Annotated in this window: 14 protein-coding genes; 4 read left to right on the top strand and 10 right to left on the bottom strand. The window is 62.8% G+C overall.

Going from position 1 to position 16346, the window contains the following annotated elements; translation table 11 throughout:
* The first annotated feature begins 121 nt into the window (after positions 1-121).
* Complete coding sequence (locus EGJ09_RS06510; protein ID WP_125923474.1) at positions 122-1303, top strand: NAD(P)/FAD-dependent oxidoreductase; 1182 nt, start codon at positions 122-124, stop codon at positions 1301-1303.
* A gap of 83 nt (positions 1304-1386) precedes the next feature.
* Positions 1387-3570, top strand: coding sequence for a YccS family putative transporter (yccS, locus tag EGJ09_RS06505; RefSeq protein WP_046785174.1), 2184 nt, complete (start codon positions 1387-1389; stop codon positions 3568-3570).
* Positions 3571-3593: 23 nt separating this feature from the next.
* Here the strand turns inward: yccS and EGJ09_RS06500 are convergent, their stop codons facing one another.
* From EGJ09_RS06500 to tkt, 10 genes are all read right to left on the bottom strand, one after another.
* A complete protein-coding gene (locus tag EGJ09_RS06500; RefSeq protein ID WP_046785053.1) occupies positions 3594-4331 on the bottom strand; it encodes an ABC transporter substrate-binding protein in 738 nt (245 codons plus the stop codon).
* 149 nt (positions 4332-4480) lie between these two features.
* On the bottom strand, positions 4481-4777 hold the full coding sequence (locus tag EGJ09_RS06495) for a helix-turn-helix domain-containing protein (RefSeq protein ID WP_012312450.1): 297 nt from the start codon (positions 4775-4777) through the stop codon (positions 4481-4483).
* A 12-nt stretch (positions 4778-4789) separates the two neighbouring features.
* A complete protein-coding gene (locus tag EGJ09_RS06490) occupies positions 4790-5290 on the bottom strand; it encodes a M48 family metallopeptidase (RefSeq protein ID WP_125923473.1) in 501 nt (166 codons plus the stop codon).
* Positions 5291-5329: 39 nt separating this feature from the next.
* Positions 5330-7450 carry a bifunctional diguanylate cyclase/phosphodiesterase gene (locus tag EGJ09_RS06485; protein WP_046785051.1) on the bottom strand — a complete coding sequence of 707 codons (2121 nt, stop codon included), beginning with the start codon at positions 7448-7450 and terminating at the stop codon, positions 5330-5332.
* 197 nt (positions 7451-7647) lie between these two features.
* Positions 7648-8712, bottom strand: a complete 1065-nt coding sequence (gene fba, locus EGJ09_RS06480; RefSeq protein ID WP_008093958.1) for a class II fructose-bisphosphate aldolase — start codon at positions 8710-8712, stop codon at positions 7648-7650.
* 101 nt (positions 8713-8813) lie between these two features.
* Complete coding sequence (locus tag EGJ09_RS06475; RefSeq protein ID WP_125923569.1) at positions 8814-9143, bottom strand: MliC family protein; 330 nt, start codon at positions 9141-9143, stop codon at positions 8814-8816.
* Between the two features lie 73 nt (positions 9144-9216).
* Positions 9217-9435, bottom strand: coding sequence for a hypothetical protein (locus tag EGJ09_RS06470; RefSeq protein ID WP_012312446.1), 219 nt, complete (start codon positions 9433-9435; stop codon positions 9217-9219).
* 32 nt (positions 9436-9467) lie between these two features.
* A complete protein-coding gene (locus tag EGJ09_RS06465; RefSeq protein ID WP_046785049.1) occupies positions 9468-10631 on the bottom strand; it encodes a phosphoglycerate kinase in 1164 nt (387 codons plus the stop codon).
* 12 nt (positions 10632-10643) lie between these two features.
* Positions 10644-11705 carry an erythrose-4-phosphate dehydrogenase gene (gene epd, locus EGJ09_RS06460; protein WP_046785048.1) on the bottom strand — a complete coding sequence of 354 codons (1062 nt, stop codon included), beginning with the start codon at positions 11703-11705 and terminating at the stop codon, positions 10644-10646.
* Positions 11706-11862: 157 nt separating this feature from the next.
* On the bottom strand, positions 11863-13860 hold the full coding sequence (gene tkt / locus EGJ09_RS06455; RefSeq protein ID WP_119688164.1) for a transketolase: 1998 nt from the start codon (positions 13858-13860) through the stop codon (positions 11863-11865).
* Positions 13861-14086: 226 nt separating this feature from the next.
* Here tkt and EGJ09_RS06450 point away from each other — a divergent pair, with 226 nt between their 5' ends.
* Both EGJ09_RS06450 and metK read left to right on the top strand, forming a co-directional pair.
* Positions 14087-15079: a metalloregulator ArsR/SmtB family transcription factor gene (locus EGJ09_RS06450; protein WP_125923472.1), complete on the top strand. Its 993-nt coding sequence runs from the start codon at positions 14087-14089 to the stop codon at positions 15077-15079.
* Between the two features lie 19 nt (positions 15080-15098).
* Positions 15099-16289, top strand: coding sequence for a methionine adenosyltransferase (gene metK / locus EGJ09_RS06445; protein ID WP_046785045.1), 1191 nt, complete (start codon positions 15099-15101; stop codon positions 16287-16289).
* Positions 16290-16346: the final 57 nt, after the last annotated feature.

Genomic DNA, 16346 nt, shown 5'->3' with positions numbered 1-16346 from the left:
CCGCTTTGCGGCCCTTCGCGACACAAGGCCGCTCCTACAATGGATTGCGTACGCCTGTAGGAGCGGCCTTGTGTCGCGAAAGGGCTGCGCAGCAGCCCCAGCACTCTTTATGAGGTACCCCGTGCACACCACCGACGTGATCATCCTCGGCGCCGGCGCCGCCGGCCTGATGTGCGCCCAGCTCAGCGCCCGCCGTGGCCGCCGGGTGCTGCTGCTCGACCACGCCAACAAGCCAGGCAAGAAGATCCTCATGTCTGGTGGCGGGCGCTGCAACTTCACCAACCTGTACACCGAGCCGGCCAACTTCCTCTCCCAGAACGCACACTTCTGCAAGTCGGCCCTTGCCCGCTACACACAGTGGGACTTCATCGAGCTGGTGGCCAAGTATGGCGTGCCCTACCACGAAAAGAAGCTCGGCCAGCTGTTCTGTGACAACAAGGCCAGCGACATCCTCAACATGCTGTTGGCCGAATGCGACGAAGCCGGTGCCGAACTGCGCATGCAAACCAGCATCGAGCATATCGAGAAGACCGAAAGCGGCTATCTGCTGCAAACCAGCGCCGGCCAGTTTGCCTGCCAGTCGCTGGTGATCGCCACCGGAGGCCTGTCGATTCCAACGCTGGGCGCAACCGGCTTCGGCTATCAGGTAGCGCGCCAGTTCGGCCATACCTTGCTGCCGACCCGCGCAGGTCTGGTGCCGTTCACCATTACCGAGCCTCAACTCAAGGCACTGTGCACCGAGCTGTCGGGCACCTCGCTCGATTGCACAGCCAGCTGCAACGGCACCAGCTTCCGCGAAAACCTGCTGTTCACCCACCGCGGCCTCAGCGGCCCGGCGATCCTGCAGATTTCGTCGTTCTGGGAGGCCGGCGACACGGTCGAAATCAACCTGCTGCCCGACCGTGATGCCCTGACCTGGCTGCAACAGCAGCAGACCGAGCGCGCCAATGCGGAACTCAAGACCGTATTGGGCGAGGTGTTCACCCGCAAACTGGCCAACCTGCTGGCCGAGCAGTGGTTCGAGTCAAAGCCGATGAAGCAGTACACCCCGGCGGAGCTGGCGCAGATCGCCGACAAGCTGGCGGCCTGGCAGCTGGTACCGGCAGGTACCGAAGGCTATCGCACCGCCGAAGTCACCCTGGGTGGCGTCGATACCCGTGAGGTGTCGTCGAAAACCATGGAATCGCTGAAGAGCCCCAACCTCTATTTCATCGGTGAAGTGCTGGATGTCACCGGCCACCTGGGCGGTTTCAATTTCCAATGGGCCTGGGCATCGGCCAACGCTGCAGCACAGTTCGTGTAGAGTAGAATCCATTCAGCAGCACGGAACGCTTCTTGCTGGTCCGTGCCGCAATGCATTCAATCGATCACTGCCAGCAGGCCATCATGTCATCGAGCTCGTTCCGTCAGTCATTGCGTCGCCTGTGGGGTCAAGACAAGTTCAGCTACGCCATCCGCGTGACCATCGCGCTCACCGGCAGCATGGCCTGGTGCTGGTACCAGAACGAGATGAGCCTGCTCATCCCGCTGTTCCTCGGCATCATCGCCAGCGCCCTGGCCGAGACCGACGATAGCTGGCAAGGCCGCCTCAGCGCGTTGCTCGTCACCCTGCTGTGTTTCGCCATTGCCGCGCTTTCGGTGGAACTGCTGTTCCCCTACCCCTGGATCTTCGCCGTCTCCATGGCCTTGGCCGCCTTCTCCCTGACCATGCTTGGCGCATTGGGTGAACGCTACGGCGCGATCGCATCGGCAACGCTGATTCTGTCGGTGTACACCATGATCGGCGTGGACCAGCGCGGCGGCGAAGTCAGCGACTTCTGGCATGAACCGTTGCTGCTGGTGGCCGGTGCCGCCTGGTATGGCCTGCTCTCGGTGCTGTGGCAGGCGCTGTTCTCCAACCAACCGGTACAGCAGAGCCTGGCCAAACTGTTCTTCGAACTGGGCACTTACCTCAAGCTCAAGGCCAGCCTGTTCGAGCCGATTCGCACACTCGATGTCGAAGCCCAGCGCCTGGCACTGGCCCAGCAAAACGGCAAGGTGGTGGCCGCGCTGAATGCCGCCAAGGAAATCATTCTGCACCGGGTGGGCAACAGCCAGCCCAACTCCAAGGTCAGCCGCTACCTGAAGCTGTACTTCCTGGCCCAGGACATCCACGAAAGAGTGAGCGCCTCGCACTACCCTTACAACGCCCTCACCGAGGCGTTCTTCCACAGCGACGTGATGTTCCGCTGCCAGCGCCTGCTGCGCAAACAAGGGGCATCCTGCCAGGAACTGGCACGCTCGATCCGGCTGCGCCAGCCGTTCGTTCTGGCCACCGGCTTCGCCGAGGCCCTCGAGGACCTCAACGCTTCGCTGGAACACCTGCGTAACCAGAACAACCCGGCCTGGCGTGGCCTGTTGCGCTCACTACGCGCCCTGGCCGCAAACCTGGCCACGCTGGACCGCCTGCTTGGCGCCGCCAGCAACCCCGACAGCCTGGCCGACGCCAGCGACAGCAGCCTGCTCGACCGTTCGCCACGCAATCTCAAGGATGTATGGAAGCGGTTGCGCACCCAGCTCACACCTACCTCGCTGCTGTTCCGCCATGCCCTGCGCCTGTCGCTGGCGCTGTCGGTGGGCTACGGCATGGTGCACTTGATTCACCCGACCCAAGGCTACTGGATCATCCTCACCACCCTGTTCGTCTGCCAGCCCAACTATGGCGCCACCCGGCGCAAACTGGTGCAGAGGATCTTCGGCACAGCCATCGGCCTGACCGTGGGCTGGGCCCTGTTCGACCTGTTCCCGAATCCGCTCATCCAGTCGGCGTTCGCAGTGGTGGCCGGGGTGGTGTTCTTCGTCAACCGGACCACCCGCTACACCTTGGCCACGGCGGCGATCACGCTGATGATCCTGTTCTGCTTCAACCAGATCGGCGATGGCTACGGCCTGTTCCTGCCACGGCTGTTCGATACCTTGGTCGGTAGCCTGATCGCCATTCTCGCCGTGTTCCTGTTCCTCCCCGACTGGCAGGGCCGCCGCCTTAACAAGGCGCTGGCCAATACCTTAGCCTGCGCAAGTGTGTACCTGCGTCAGATCATGCAGCAGTATGCCCACGGCAAGCGCGATGACCTGGCTTACCGCCTGGCCCGGCGCAACGCACACAACGCTGACGCGGCGCTGTCCACCACGCTGGCCAACATGCTCATGGAGCCGGGGCACTTCCGTAAGGAGGCCGACGTGGGCTTCCGCTTCCTGGTGCTGTCGCATACCTTGCTCAGCTACCTCTCAGGGCTGGGGGCACACCGTGATACGGCGCTGCCGGCAGAGGTCCATGAACAGTTGATCGAGGGGGCGGGGCAGGCATTGGCCGCCAGCCTCGACGAAATCGCCAACGGCCTGGCCGCGCGGTTACCCGTGGCGATTCACAGCGATGCCGAAGAAGCCTTGGCCAATACGCTGGAGCAGATGCCTGAGGAACTGGATGAACATCAACGATTGGTGCAGACCCAGTTGGCGCTGATCTGCCGGCAGTTGGGGCCCTTGCGGACCTTGGCCGCGCACCTGATCAAAGAGGGCTCACCGGCCTGATTGTTCGTTGCCTGCGCTGCACATCAAAAGCCATGCTGGCGCAGAAGCCTTGCATAGCTGCCGTCTGCCTTCATCGCTGCAATGCTGCGTTCGAACCGCTCGACGATCTGCCGATGCTCAGGGTGCTTGAGGCTCACCAGAATATGCAGGGTGTTCTCGCCCAGCGCGGGTTCGACCAGCACTACCCCATCACGCACCTGCTCGGGTTCGCGCTGCAGGTTGTAGCGCGCCACGAACTCATCTTCCACTGCCAGATCCACCCGCCCTGCCGCCAGCATGCGCACGGCGGAGGAAAAGTTGCGTACCGGCACCTTGTGCAAGCGGGTGTCGCTATCGAATTCGGGTGAGTAGGCATAATCACGCACCACGGCAATGCTGTAGGGATACAGATCAGCCTGGCGCCTGTAACGGAAGCTGTCGCCCTTGCGCTTGAGCAAACGAATGCGGTTGGTCAGGTAGGCCTTGGAAAACTGGCCGATGCGGGTACGCGTATCGTTGTACCAGGCATTGATCAGTACGTCGTAACGGCCTTCGCTAACCCCGAGCAGCGCCCGCGCCCACGGTACTTCCTCGTACTCGCTGGGGTAACCTGCACGCGCCAGCGCCGTGGTGACGATGCTGGTGGCAAGGCCACCACCGGGCATGCCGGCATCAGTGAACGGCGGCCAGGTATCGGCCACCAGCCGTAGTTTGCCCTGGCCCAAGGCTGGCCCAGCCAGCATCACACCCAACAATCCCAGAACGCAAAGCAGTGGCCGCATGCTCAAGTCCTTTTGCAGTGGTAGGCACAGGCTGTTGATGGCGGTCTTCGATAACGCAAGTCATGAGACTACACAAAGCCGCCGCACAGGGCAGCGGCCAATAGTGTCAATTAGCCTCTATTTTGGCCGAAGCAGGCAGCCCCCCGCATTTACGGGTAGCCGAGCACTTCCCTGATCTGGCGCAGATGGCGGATGATCCACTGCTTGTCGATCGCACCCCAGTCATGGATGCGATAATGCCCGGCATGGTTGCGCGCCCCTTCCTGCTGCTCGAACTCGCAGACAATGTCCAGGTCAGCCAACGCAGCGATGGTGTCCTGCGCGGTGCGGCGCGGCATCCCGGTGGCTTCCATCAAGGCTGGCACGCTGGTAGCGGTCTGGCTGTCGATCAGCCAGGCCACGTACAGGCGGCGATAGAAACTGCTCTTGGTCTTGCTCACATCCATGCTGCGTGATCCTTACAGGTTACCCGGCAGCTCCCGATAGGTCAGGTAGACGCGCAGGTCGAATTCCAGTTGGTGGTAGTCCGGCTCCATGTGCTGACAAAGCTGGTAGAAGGCTTTGCTGTGGTCACGCTCGCGCAGGTGCGCCAGTTCATGTACCACGATCATGCGCAGGAACTGCGGCGCCGCCTCCTTGAACAGCGAGGCGATGCGGATTTCCTTCTTCGCCTTGAGCTTGCCACCCTGTACCCGCGACACCGCAGTATTGAGCCCCAGCGCACGGTGGGTGAGGTCCAGGCGGTTGTCGAACAGTACCTTGTCCAGGCTTGGCGCACTGCGCAGGTATTGCTGGCGCATATCCTGGGCGTAGCCGTACAGCGCCTTGTCGCTCTGCACTTCATGGCGATCGGGATAGCGGCGTTGCAGGTAGTCGCCCAGGCGGTCGCTGTCGATCATCTGCTGCACCTGCTCTTGCAGGTGCGGCGGGTAAGCTTGCAAATAGCGTAATACGGTCATGGCATGACATTCGGCGTAACGAATACCGATTCTAGCCAATCAGGACTGCGGCCAGGGAAAAATTGCCGGAAAGCCGCTGGCATCGGCGGCGGTCATCGGCCGGGCGACAAGGAAGCCCTGCACGTAGGCGCAACCGTTTGCCTTGAGCCAAGCAGCCTGGGCCGCAGTTTCCACGCCTTCGGCGATGACCGTGACGTTGTACTCGGCGCACAGGCCGATGACACTGCGCACCAACGCGGCGTCCGGCGCCGAATCGGGCAGGCGCGCCACCAAATGGCGGTCCAGCTTCAAGGTGTCGACAGGCAAGTCGCGCAGCATGCGCAGCGAGCAGTCGCCAGCACCAAAGTCGTCCAGCGCCACGCGCACTCCCAGCTCGCGCAGGCGGTGGATCTGCTTGATCGCCGCGTCGATGTTGTACATCAGTGAGGTCTCGGCAACTTCCACTTCCAGTTGCGCCGGGTTGAGCCGGTAATCCTGTATCACCCGCTGCAGCTCATCGACAAGCCCAGGCATGGCGAACTGAGCGCGGCTCAGGCTGATACCCAGCACCAGATCGGGGGCAAAACGCTCACACCAGGCCTGACGCTGCGCCGCCCCCTGGCGGTAGATCCAGCTGGCCAGGCGCGTTATCAGTCGCGCCTCCTCAAGCAAAGGGATGAACAGCCCCGGCGGTACATCGCCGACGCTGGGGTGCTGCCAGCGCAGCAGGGCTTCGAAACCGCGCAGGTGACCATCGGCGAAAGCGACCTGGGGCTGGTACACCATGTTGAAGCCTTGCGACTCGACGGCGTGCCGCACGCTGTCCTCAAGCATCAGCCGTGACCGCGCCCGGCCATTGAGCTCCTGGTCATAGAAGCGGTACTGCCCGCGCCCAGCCTGCTTGGCCGCATACATCGCCGCATCGGCGGCACGCAACAGGCCTTCGACAGTGGCACCGCAGTCCGGGAAGGTGGCAATGCCGATGCTGACACCCAGGCAGACATCCAGGCCGGCCACCTGGCGCTGGACGGACATACGCTCTAGCAGTTGCTCGGCAAAGCGGCCGGCTTGTTCCGGATACGGCAGGCCATCGAACAGCGCCGTGAACTCGTCGCCGCCCATGCGTGCCAGCAGCGCCTCACTACCAAGGCAGTCTTTGAGCTGCTCGGCAACCCAACCCAGTACCCGGTCCCCGGCCTCGTGGCCGAGCGAGTCATTGATCCGCTTGAAACCATCCAAATCCATGTACATCAAGGCCTGGGCCTTGTCTGAGCGTTCGTTGCGCAGCAGCACGCTTTCAGCGGCCTGATAGAACCCACGGCGGTTGAGCAGGCCGGTAAGCGGGTCGGTCACCGCCTGGTATTCGAGCTGCTGGTGCAAATTGCGCACCGCCGACATGTCCAGCACCGTCACCACCATCGCCTGCTGATCGGCCGGCAGCGGTGCGCAGGACAATGCCACCGGGACCAGATGACCGCCTGCCGTGCGCAGGTGGGCGTCGTGTACACGGAAGATCTGCCGTGACTGGTAGGCCTGATGGAAATCCGATTCGCTCCAGAGGGTGGCATTGGGCAGTTGCAGCAACTCAAGTAACTGCACGCCCTGCAATTGCTCGACCGGGGCATCGAGCAAGCGCGAGATCGCCGGGTTGGCAAAGCTGATGTTGCCGTGGGCGTCGACCACCAGAATACCTTCGGCGGCATTCTCCAGGATGGACGCATTGAACGCCCTGGCCGCCTCCAGTTCGCGCGTCAAGCGTTGCAGCATGCGCCGGTTGCGCTGCTGGTCCAGTTGCGCCTGCACCTTGGGCTTGAGGATCTGCGGGTCGAACGGCTTGAACAGGTAATCCACCGCACCACTGGCATAGCCCTTGAGCACGGCGGCATCGGACTGCTCGTTGGCGGTGAGAAAGATGATCGGGGTCAGCCGGGTACGGTGGCTGCCACGCATCAGCCGGGCAACCTCGAAGCCGTCCATTTCGGGCATCTGCACGTCGAGCAACACAAGGTCGACTTCGTGCTCCAGCAAGGCGCTCAAGGCTTCCGTCCCTGAACCTGCTGTCAGCACCTGCCAATCTGTGCGGGCCAGTAAGGCTCGCATGCTAATGAGGTTCTCAGGGTAATCGTCCACCACCAGGAGAACCGAGTTGCCATCCGGTGGTTGAGGGTAAGCGCCATCCATGCTGCTTTCTCTTGTATGACCGACTTCGACTTGCATCTGGATCCGGTTTAACACTCTAGACTCGAGTGTGTAACACGCAATGCAATCAGAACGCTATCAGTGACTAAAGGTAAGGGTAGTCGACTAACGGTCGTTTGCCGGGCATTCAGCCATAAAAAAACCCACATTTCTGTGGGTCTTTTTAAGGCGGCCTGTGATCAGTTGACCTTGGCGGCCAGCTCACCTTTCAGGTAACGCTGGAACATGCCTTCCAGGGAGATCGGCTTGATCTTCGAGGCATTACCGGCGGTGCCGAAGGCTTCGTAACGTGCGATGCACACATCGCGCATGGCTTTCACGGTTTCACCGAAGAACTTGCGCGGGTCGAACTCGCTCGGGTTCTGCGCCATCAGGCGGCGCATGGCACCGGTGGAGGCCAGGCGCAGGTCGGTATCGATGTTGACCTTGCGCACGCCGTGCTTGATGCCTTCAACGATTTCTTCGACCGGTACGCCGTAGGTCTCTTTGATGTCGCCGCCGTACTGGTTGATGATCGCCAGCCACTCCTGCGGTACCGAGGAAGAACCGTGCATCACCAGGTGGGTGTTGGGGATGCGCTTGTGGATTTCCTTGATGCGGTCGATCGCCAGCACGTCACCGGTTGGCGGCTTGGTGAACTTGTAGGCACCGTGGCTGGTGCCGATGGCGATGGCCAGGGCATCCACCTGGGTCTTCTTGACGAAGTCGGCGGCTTCTTCCGGGTCGGTGAGCATCTGGCTGTGGTCCAGCACGCCTTCGGCGCCGATGCCGTCTTCTTCACCGGCCATGCCGGTTTCCAGCGAACCCAGGCAGCCCAGCTCGCCTTCGACCGAAACACCACAGGCGTGCGCCATGGCGACAGTCTGCTGAGTGACGCGGACGTTGTACTCGTAGTCGGTCGGGGTCTTGCCGTCTTCGCCCAGCGAGCCGTCCATCATCACCGAGCTGAAGCCCAGCTGGATCGAACGCTGGCACACGTCAGGGCTGGTGCCGTGGTCCTGGTGCATGCACACCGGGATGTGCGGGAATTCTTCGATGGCGGCCAGGATCAGGTGACGCAGGAACGGCGCGCCAGCGTATTTGCGGGCACCGGCCGAAGCCTGGACGATCACTGGGGAGTCGGTCTTGTCGGCCGCTTCCATGATGGCGCGCATCTGCTCGAGGTTGTTGACGTTGAAAGCTGGAACGCCGTAACCGAACTCGGCGGCGTGGTCCAGCATCTGGCGCATGCTAATGAGTGCCATTGTGTATCTCTCTCCCGACAAGCGTCGTTTTGTTTCGTGCAAGCCTGCCGCAGGGGCGGTTGCTGTTCAAGTAGTGTGGGCCACCGGTGCGGCCCGGCCAGTCACGGTGCCTTGCAGCCCCGCCCAATCAGATCGTTGGTTGCCACCCAGTACACCAGGCCTTCCTCGCCCTTGGTGTGGAAGGCCAGCACGCCATCGCTGTACATCGCGCCCGACGCACTCGGCTCGGACTTGAGCCGGTAGACCTGGTCGCCGCCGCCGAGGCGCACGTCGACCGAATCCTGTTGCACATCGGCGAAGCGCCAGAGCACTTCGGTCTGGCTGTCACAGACCCAACGGGTCCAGGCGGCTGCCGGGGCGGGTTGCGCCGGCTGCAGCAGCGAGCATCCTGCCAGTGTCGCCAGGGCCATCAAGGCCATCAAGGCCATCAGCGCTTTCATTGCATATCCTCTAGATGACCACACAATGGTCGCTTGGTTGCCTGCTCCGACGAAGCGCATCGGTTCATGGGCAGCCAGGCGCCTTGCGCTGGTGGTCTTCGTCATACTTTTCCAGGCCTTCCGGGCCCACGCGCTTGCTGATTACCGGCACGGTCTCGGCCTGCCACTCAGACTGGTAGCAGCCGCCCTTGGGGGGCTGCGCCGGATCGTTGTCCGAGGACGGGCTGCTGGAGCATGCGCTCAGCAAACCAGCCAGCAAGATCACAGGCAATTGCTTGACCATCAGGTCGCTCCCTTTGCCAGGCGCCGCCATTGTCAGGCTTTTGCCCGCTCTTCAAGGATCGCCACGGCCGGCAGTACCTTGCCTTCGACGAACTCGAGGAATGCACCACCACCGGTAGAAATGTAGGAGATCTCGGCGCTGACGCCATATTTGTCGATGGCTGCCAGGGTATCGCCACCGCCAGCGATGGAGAATGCGGCGCTCTCGGCGATAGCCTTGGCCAGTACCTTGGTGCCGTTGCCGAACTGGTCGAACTCGAACACACCGACCGGGCCGTTCCACAGGATGGTTTTCGACGACTTCAGCAGTTCGGCGAAGTTGGCCGCAGTCTGTGGCCCGATGTCCAGGATCATGTCGTCAGCGGCCACGTCGGCGATGGCCTTGACGGTGGCCTCGGCGCTCTCGGCAAACTCCTTGGCAACCACCACGTCGACTGGCAGCGGTACGCTGACCTTGGCGGCGATGGCCTTGGCGGTTTCCACCAGGTCAGGCTCGTACAGCGACTTGCCCACCGGGTGGCCGGCGGCGGCCAGGAAGGTGTTGGCGATGCCGCCACCAACGATCAACTGGTCGCAAACCGAGCTCAGGCTGTTCAGCACGTCCAGCTTGGTGGAAACCTTGGAGCCGGCAACGATGGCCGCCATTGGTTTGGCCGGTGCCTTCAGGGCTTTGCCCAGGGCGTCCAGCTCGGCGGCCAGCAGCGGGCCTGCCGCAGCGACCTTGGCGAACTTGGCGACGCCGTGGGTGGAGCCTTCGGCACGGTGAGCGGTGCCGAAGGCGTCCATGACGAAGACGTCGCACAGGGCCGCGTACTTGTGCGCCAGCTCGTCGGCGTTCTTCTTCTCGCCCTTGTTGAAGCGAACGTTCTCGAACAGCACCAGGTCACCGGCCTTGACCTCGATGCCATCGAGGTAGTCGGCGACCAGTGCAACGTCGCGGCCCAGGGCCTTGCTCAGGTAGTCGGCAACCGGCTTGAGGCTGTTCTCGGCCGAGAACTCACCTTCGGTCGGGCGGCCCAGGTGCGAGCAGACCATTACCGCCGCGCCCTTCTCCAGGGCCAGCTTGATGGTCGGCAGCGCAGCCAGGATACGCGCGTCGCTGGTTACCACACCGTCCTTCACAGGCACGTTGAGGTCTTCGCGGATCAGTACGCGTTTACCTTGCAGGTCGAGGTCGGTCATCTTCAACACGGTCATGAATGCAGTCCTTCAGGGCTGTTTGGTGCGGGTTGGGTGGACGACGTGCAGATAATGTTCGGCAACGTCGAGCATACGGTTGGCAAAACCCCATTCGTTGTCGAACCAGGCCAGCAGGTTCACCAGGCGGGGGCCCGAGACGCGTGTCTGGCTGGCATCGACGATCGCCGAATGCGGGTCATGGTTGAAATCACAGCTGGCGTGGGGCAATTCGGTGTAAGCCAGCAAGCCTTTGAGCGGGCCATCCAGCGCCGCCTCGCGCAGCACCCGATTGACTTCGACCGCACTGGTGTCACGGGCGGTCTGCAGGGTGATGTCCAGGCACGACACGTTGACGGTAGGCACGCGTACCGCTTTGGCCTGTATTCGCCCGGCAAGTTCCGGCAGCAGGCGCTCGATACCACGCGCCAGGCCAGTGGACACCGGGATCACCGACTGGAAAGCCGAGCGCGTACGGCGCAAATCCTCATGATGGTAGGCATCGATCACCGGCTGGTCGTTCATTGCCGAGTGAATGGTGGTGATCTGTACGTACTCGATGCCGAACGCCTGGTCCAGTACCCGCAGCAGCGGTACGCCACAGTTGGTGGTACAGGAGGCGTTGGACACCAGGCGCTCGGTGCCGGTCAGGCAAGCCTGGTTGATGCCGTAGACCACCGTCGCATCCACATCGGCCTCGCTGGCCATGGGCTGCGAGAACAGCACCCGCGGCGCACCGGCATCAAGAAAGCGCTGACCATCGGCACGGGTGTGATAGGCGCCGGAACACTCCAGCACCAGGTCGATGTCCAGGGCGGCCCAGTCGACGCCCTCGGGGGTGGCACTGCGCATGACCTTCACGCAGTCACCATTGATATGCAGACAGTCGCCGTCGACCTTCACGTCGCCGGGGAATCGGCCGTGAGTGGAGTCGAAGCGTGTCAGGTATTCCACACTGGCCTGGTCGGCCAGGTCGTTCAATGCAACGATTTCGAAGCCAGCCTTTGCCCCACGCTCAAACAGTGCGCGCAGGACACAGCGGCCGATGCGGCCGTAACCGTTGAGTGCAACTTTGTAGGGACGCGGGTGGGGCATTGGTGGGCTCGCTAACGCATGGTGGCTGTTGGGGCCGCGTTGCGGCCCATCGCGACACAAGGCCGCTCCTACAGGCACCGCGCCAACATCGAGGCTGCGCGGTAACTGCAGGAGCGGCCTTGCGTCGCGATGGAGGGCCAAGCCCTCCAGGGTTGCATCAGTCTTCCAGCAGCTCTTCGGCAGTACCCAGGATGTTCTCCAGGGTGAAGCCGAACTCCTCGAACAGTGCGCTGGCCGGAGCCGATTCACCGTAAGTGGTCATGCCGATGACACGGCCTTCGAGGCCCACGTACTTGTACCAGAAGTCGGCATGAGCCGCTTCGATGGCGATGCGGGCACCCACTTGCAGCGGCAGTACGGACTGCTTGTAGGCCGCATCCTGTGCGTCGAACACGCTGGTGCTCGGCATCGACACGACACGTACCTTGCGGCCCTGCTCGGTCAGCTTGTCGAACGCCTGAACGGCCAGGCCCACTTCCGAACCGGTGGCGATCAGGATCAGCTCGGGCTCGCCGGCGCAGTCCTTGAGCACGTAACCGCCGCGGGCGATATCGGCGATCTGCTGGGCGTCGCGGTCCTGATGCTGCAGGTTCTGGCGCGAGAAGATCAGCGCCGATGGGCCGTCCTTGCGCTCCAGGGCGTGCTTCCAGGACACAGCCGACTCGACTGCGTCGGCCGGGCGCCAGGTGTCCAGGTTCGGCGTGCTGCGCAGGCTGGTCAGTTGCTCGATCGGCTGGTGGGTCGGGCCGTCTTCGCCCAGGCCGATGGAGTCGTGGGTGTACACATGGATGACGCGCTGCTTCATAAGGGCGGACATGCGCACGGCGTTACGGGCGTATTCCATGAACATCAGGAACGTCGCGCCGTAAGGCACCAGGCCGCCGTGCAGGGCAACCCCGTTCATGATCGCGGTCATGCCGAACTCGCGCACGCCGTAGAACACGTAGTTGCCGCTGGCGTCGTTGGCGTCCACACCCTTGCAGCCCTTCCACAGGGTCAGGTTGGAGCCGGCCAGGTCGGCCGAGCCGCCAAGGAATTCCGGCAGCAGTGGGCCGAAGGCATTCAGGGTGTTCTGGCTGGCCTTGCGGCTGGCGATGGTCTCGCCCTTGGCAGCGACTTCAGCGATGTAGGCAGCGGCCTTTTCGGAGAAGTCGGCTGGCAGATCACCGCTCAGACGGCGCTTGAGTTCGCTGGCCAGTTCCGGGAAGGCGGCAGCATAGGCATCGAACCGCGTGTTCCACTCGGCTTCAGCCTTGGCGCCTGCTTCTTTGGCGTCCCATTCGGCGTAGATGTCGGCAGGAACTTCGAACGGAGCGTGGTTCCAGTTCAGTTCCTTGCGGGCCAGGGCGATTTCGTCGTTGCCCAGCGGAGCACCGTGGCAGTCTTCCTTGCCCTGCTTGTTGGGCGAGCCGAAACCAATGATGGTCTTGCAGCAGATCAGGGTCGGACGGTCGCTCTTGCGCGCAGTCTCGATAGCCGTGCGGATCTCGTCGGCGTCGTGGCCGTTGACGTTGCGGATCACCAGCCAGTTGTAGGCCTCGAAGCGCTTGGGGGTGTCGTCGGTGAACCAGCCTTCCACTTCACCGTCGATGGAAATGCCGTTGTCGTCATAGAAGGCCACCAGCTTGTTCAGGCCCAGGGTGCCGGCCAGCGAGGCGACTTCGTGGGAGATGCCTTCCATCATGCAGCCGTCGCCGAGGAACACGTAGGTGTTGTGGTCGACGATGTTGTGGCCTTCGCGGTTGAACTGGGCACCCAGCACTTTCTCCGCCAAGGCAAAGCCCACGGCATTGGCCAAACCTTGGCCCAGCGGGCCGGTGGTGGTTTCCACACCCGGGGTGTAGCCGAACTCGGGGTGGCCCGGGGTACGGCTATGCAGCTGGCGGAACGACTTGAGGTCGTCGAGGGTGACGTCGTAGCCGGTCAGGTGCAGCAACGAGTAGATCAGCATCGAGCCGTGGCCGTTGGACAGCACGAAGCGGTCACGGTCGGCGAAGCTCGGGTTGCTCGGGTTGTGCTTCAGATAGTCGCGCCAAAGCACTTCGGCGATATCCGCCATGCCCATGGGGGCACCTGGGTGGCCGCTGTTGGCCTTTTGCACGGCATCCATGCTGAGGGCACGAATGGCGTTGGCACGTTCACGACGGCTGGGCATCGCTTATCTCCTGGGGCTTGAATAGGTGGTGTAACGAAAAAGGCGACCATTTTCCCCCACTGGGGGGCTGGGGGCAAACATTTAAGCGGCAAGCGGCAAGCTTTAAGCAGCAAGAGAAAGCCGAAGCGTGCGCGCAAGGCTCTATTTCTTGCAGCTCATCGCCAATATCAAAACTTTTTGATATTGGTCTTGCTAGGGCAACGATGCCTGTCTAGACTGCCGCGTCATGAACCTCCGTGCGCAACCGATCCCTCAGCGAAGCGACACACTGGCAGCCCTGTGCAAAGCCAGTGGCGACGAACTGCGCCTGAATGTCCTGCGCGCCCTGGCCAGCGACTCGTTCGGCGTCCTGGAGCTGGCACAGATTTTCGACATCGGGCAGTCGGGCATGAGCCATCACCTCAAGGTTTTGGCCCAGGCCGAGCTGGTGGCTACGCGCCGCGAAGGCAATGCGGTTTTCTACCGCAGGGCCCTGCCCGACAGCCACCGCCTGGGCGGCCGCCTGCACACCGCGCTGCTCGAAGAGGTCGACGACCTGACACTACCGCTGGACGTGCAGGCGCGCATCGCTCAGGTGCAACAACGCCGCGCCGCCACCAGCCAGGACTTTTTCCTGCGCGTGGAAGAAAAGTTCCGCGCCCAGCAGGACCTGATCGCCGGCCTGCCGCAGTACCGCGAAAGCCTGCTGGCGCTGCTCGACACACTGAATTTCGAGCCGACCGCCAGCGCGCTGGAAGTCGGCCCCGGCGACGGCGGCTTTTTGCCCGACCTGGCCCGGCGCTTCGCCTGTGTCACAGCCCTGGACAACAGCCCGACCATGCTCGAGCTGGCGCGCCAGGTCTGCGAACGCGAACGCCTGGATAATGTAAACCTGCAGTTGGCCGATGCACTGGGTGCAACGGATGTGGAAGCCGACTGCGTTGTGCTGAACATGGTCCTGCACCATTTCAGCGACCCGGCCCTGGCCCTGCGCCTTTTGGCCAAACGGGTGAAGGCAGGCGGCAGCCTGCTGGTCACCGAACTGTGCAGCCACGATCAGGATTGGGCGCGGGAAGCCTGCGGCGATCTCTGGCTTGGTTTTGAACAGGACGACCTGGCCCGTTGGGCCAACGCTGCCGGGCTGGCCCCGGGGGACAGCCTCTATGTGGGCTTGCGTAACGGTTTCCAGATACAGGTCCGCCATTTTCAGCGGACGGCTGGCGACACACACCATCGGTAAATTTTAGGAACCCGTCGAGATGAGCGAATACTCCCTTTTCACCTCCGAGTCCGTGTCCGAAGGGCATCCGGACAAGATCGCCGACCAGATTTCGGATGCGGTCCTGGATGCCATCATCACCCAGGACAAATACGCCCGCGTGGCGTGTGAAACCCTGGTCAAGACCGGTGTCGCCATCATCGCCGGCGAAGTCACCACGTCGGCCTGGGTCGACCTGGAAGAGCTGGTGCGCAAAGTCATCATCGACATCGGCTACAACAGCTCCGACGTCGGCTTCGACGGCGCCACCTGCGCCGTGATGAACATCATCGGCAAACAGTCGGTGGACATCGCCCAAGGCGTCGACCGCTCCAAGCCGGAAGACCAGGGCGCGGGTGACCAGGGCCTGATGTTCGGCTACGCCAGCAACGAAACCGACGTGCTGATGCCGGCGCCGATCTGCTTCTCGCACCGCCTGGTCGAGCGTCAGGCCGAAGCGCGCAAATCCGGGCTGCTGCCTTGGCTGCGCCCGGACGCCAAGTCCCAGGTCACCTGCCGCTATGAAAACGGCAAGGTAGTCGGCATCGACGCGGTGGTCCTGTCGACCCAGCACAACCCTGAAGTCTCGCAAAAAGACCTGCAGGAAGCCGTGATGGAGCTGATCGTCAAGCACACCCTGCCTGCCGAACTGCTGCACAAGGACACCCATTACCACATCAACCCGACCGGCAACTTCATCATCGGTGGCCCGGTGGGTGACTGTGGCCTGACCGGCCGCAAGATCATCGTCGACTCCTACGGCGGCATGGCCCGTCACGGTGGTGGCGCGTTCTCCGGCAAGGACCCGTCCAAGGTCGACCGCTCCGCCGCCTACGCCGGCCGTTACGTAGCCAAGAACATCGTCGCCGCCGGCCTGGCCGAACGTTGCGAGATTCAGGTGTCCTACGCCATCGGCGTAGCCCAGCCGACCTCCATCTCGATCAACACCTTCGGTACCGGCAAGGTCTCGGACGACAAGATCATCCAGTTGGTGCGTGAGTGCTTCGACCTGCGTCCGTACGCCATCACCAAGATGCTCGACCTGCTGCACCCGATGTACCAGGAAACCGCTGCCTACGGCCACTTCGGCCGTACCCCGCAGCAGAAGACTGTCGGCGACGACACCTTCACCACCTTCACCTGGGAGCGCACCGACCGCGCCCAGTCGCTGCGTGATGCTGCCGGCCTGTAATTTCTCCTGCAGCGGTGCATCGAAGCCCTTGCCGAGTGATCGGCAGGGGCTTTTTTG

Origin of the sequence: Pseudomonas sp. p106 (assembly GCF_003936645.1) — a bacterium.
GTDB lineage: Bacteria > Pseudomonadota > Gammaproteobacteria > Pseudomonadales > Pseudomonadaceae > Aquipseudomonas > Aquipseudomonas putida_E.
The sequence above is the reverse complement of the archived record's forward strand: the minus strand, read 5'-3'. Positions and strand labels throughout refer to the sequence as shown.

Excerpts from the sequence above, each read along its gene's own strand:
- yccS (WP_046785174.1), top strand. The coding sequence starts at position 1,387 with ATGTCATCGAGCTCGTTCCGTCAGTCATTGCGTCGCCTGTGGGGTCAA.
- EGJ09_RS06500 (WP_046785053.1), bottom strand. The coding sequence starts at position 4,331 with ATGCGGCCACTGCTTTGCGTTCTGGGATTGTTGGGTGTGATGCTGGCT.
- EGJ09_RS06495 (WP_012312450.1), bottom strand. The coding sequence starts at position 4,777 with ATGGATGTGAGCAAGACCAAGAGCAGTTTCTATCGCCGCCTGTACGTG.
- EGJ09_RS06490 (WP_125923473.1), bottom strand. The coding sequence starts at position 5,290 with ATGACCGTATTACGCTATTTGCAAGCTTACCCGCCGCACCTGCAAGAG.
- EGJ09_RS06485 (WP_046785051.1), bottom strand. The coding sequence starts at position 7,450 with ATGGATGGCGCTTACCCTCAACCACCGGATGGCAACTCGGTTCTCCTG.
- fba (WP_008093958.1), bottom strand. The coding sequence starts at position 8,712 with ATGGCACTCATTAGCATGCGCCAGATGCTGGACCACGCCGCCGAGTTC.
- EGJ09_RS06470 (WP_012312446.1), bottom strand. The coding sequence starts at position 9,435 with ATGGTCAAGCAATTGCCTGTGATCTTGCTGGCTGGTTTGCTGAGCGCA.
- EGJ09_RS06465 (WP_046785049.1), bottom strand. The coding sequence starts at position 10,631 with ATGACCGTGTTGAAGATGACCGACCTCGACCTGCAAGGTAAACGCGTA.
- epd (WP_046785048.1), bottom strand. The coding sequence starts at position 11,705 with ATGCCCCACCCGCGTCCCTACAAAGTTGCACTCAACGGTTACGGCCGC.
- tkt (WP_119688164.1), bottom strand. The coding sequence starts at position 13,860 with ATGCCCAGCCGTCGTGAACGTGCCAACGCCATTCGTGCCCTCAGCATG.
- EGJ09_RS06450 (WP_125923472.1), top strand. The coding sequence starts at position 14,087 with ATGAACCTCCGTGCGCAACCGATCCCTCAGCGAAGCGACACACTGGCA.
- metK (WP_046785045.1), top strand. The coding sequence starts at position 15,099 with ATGAGCGAATACTCCCTTTTCACCTCCGAGTCCGTGTCCGAAGGGCAT.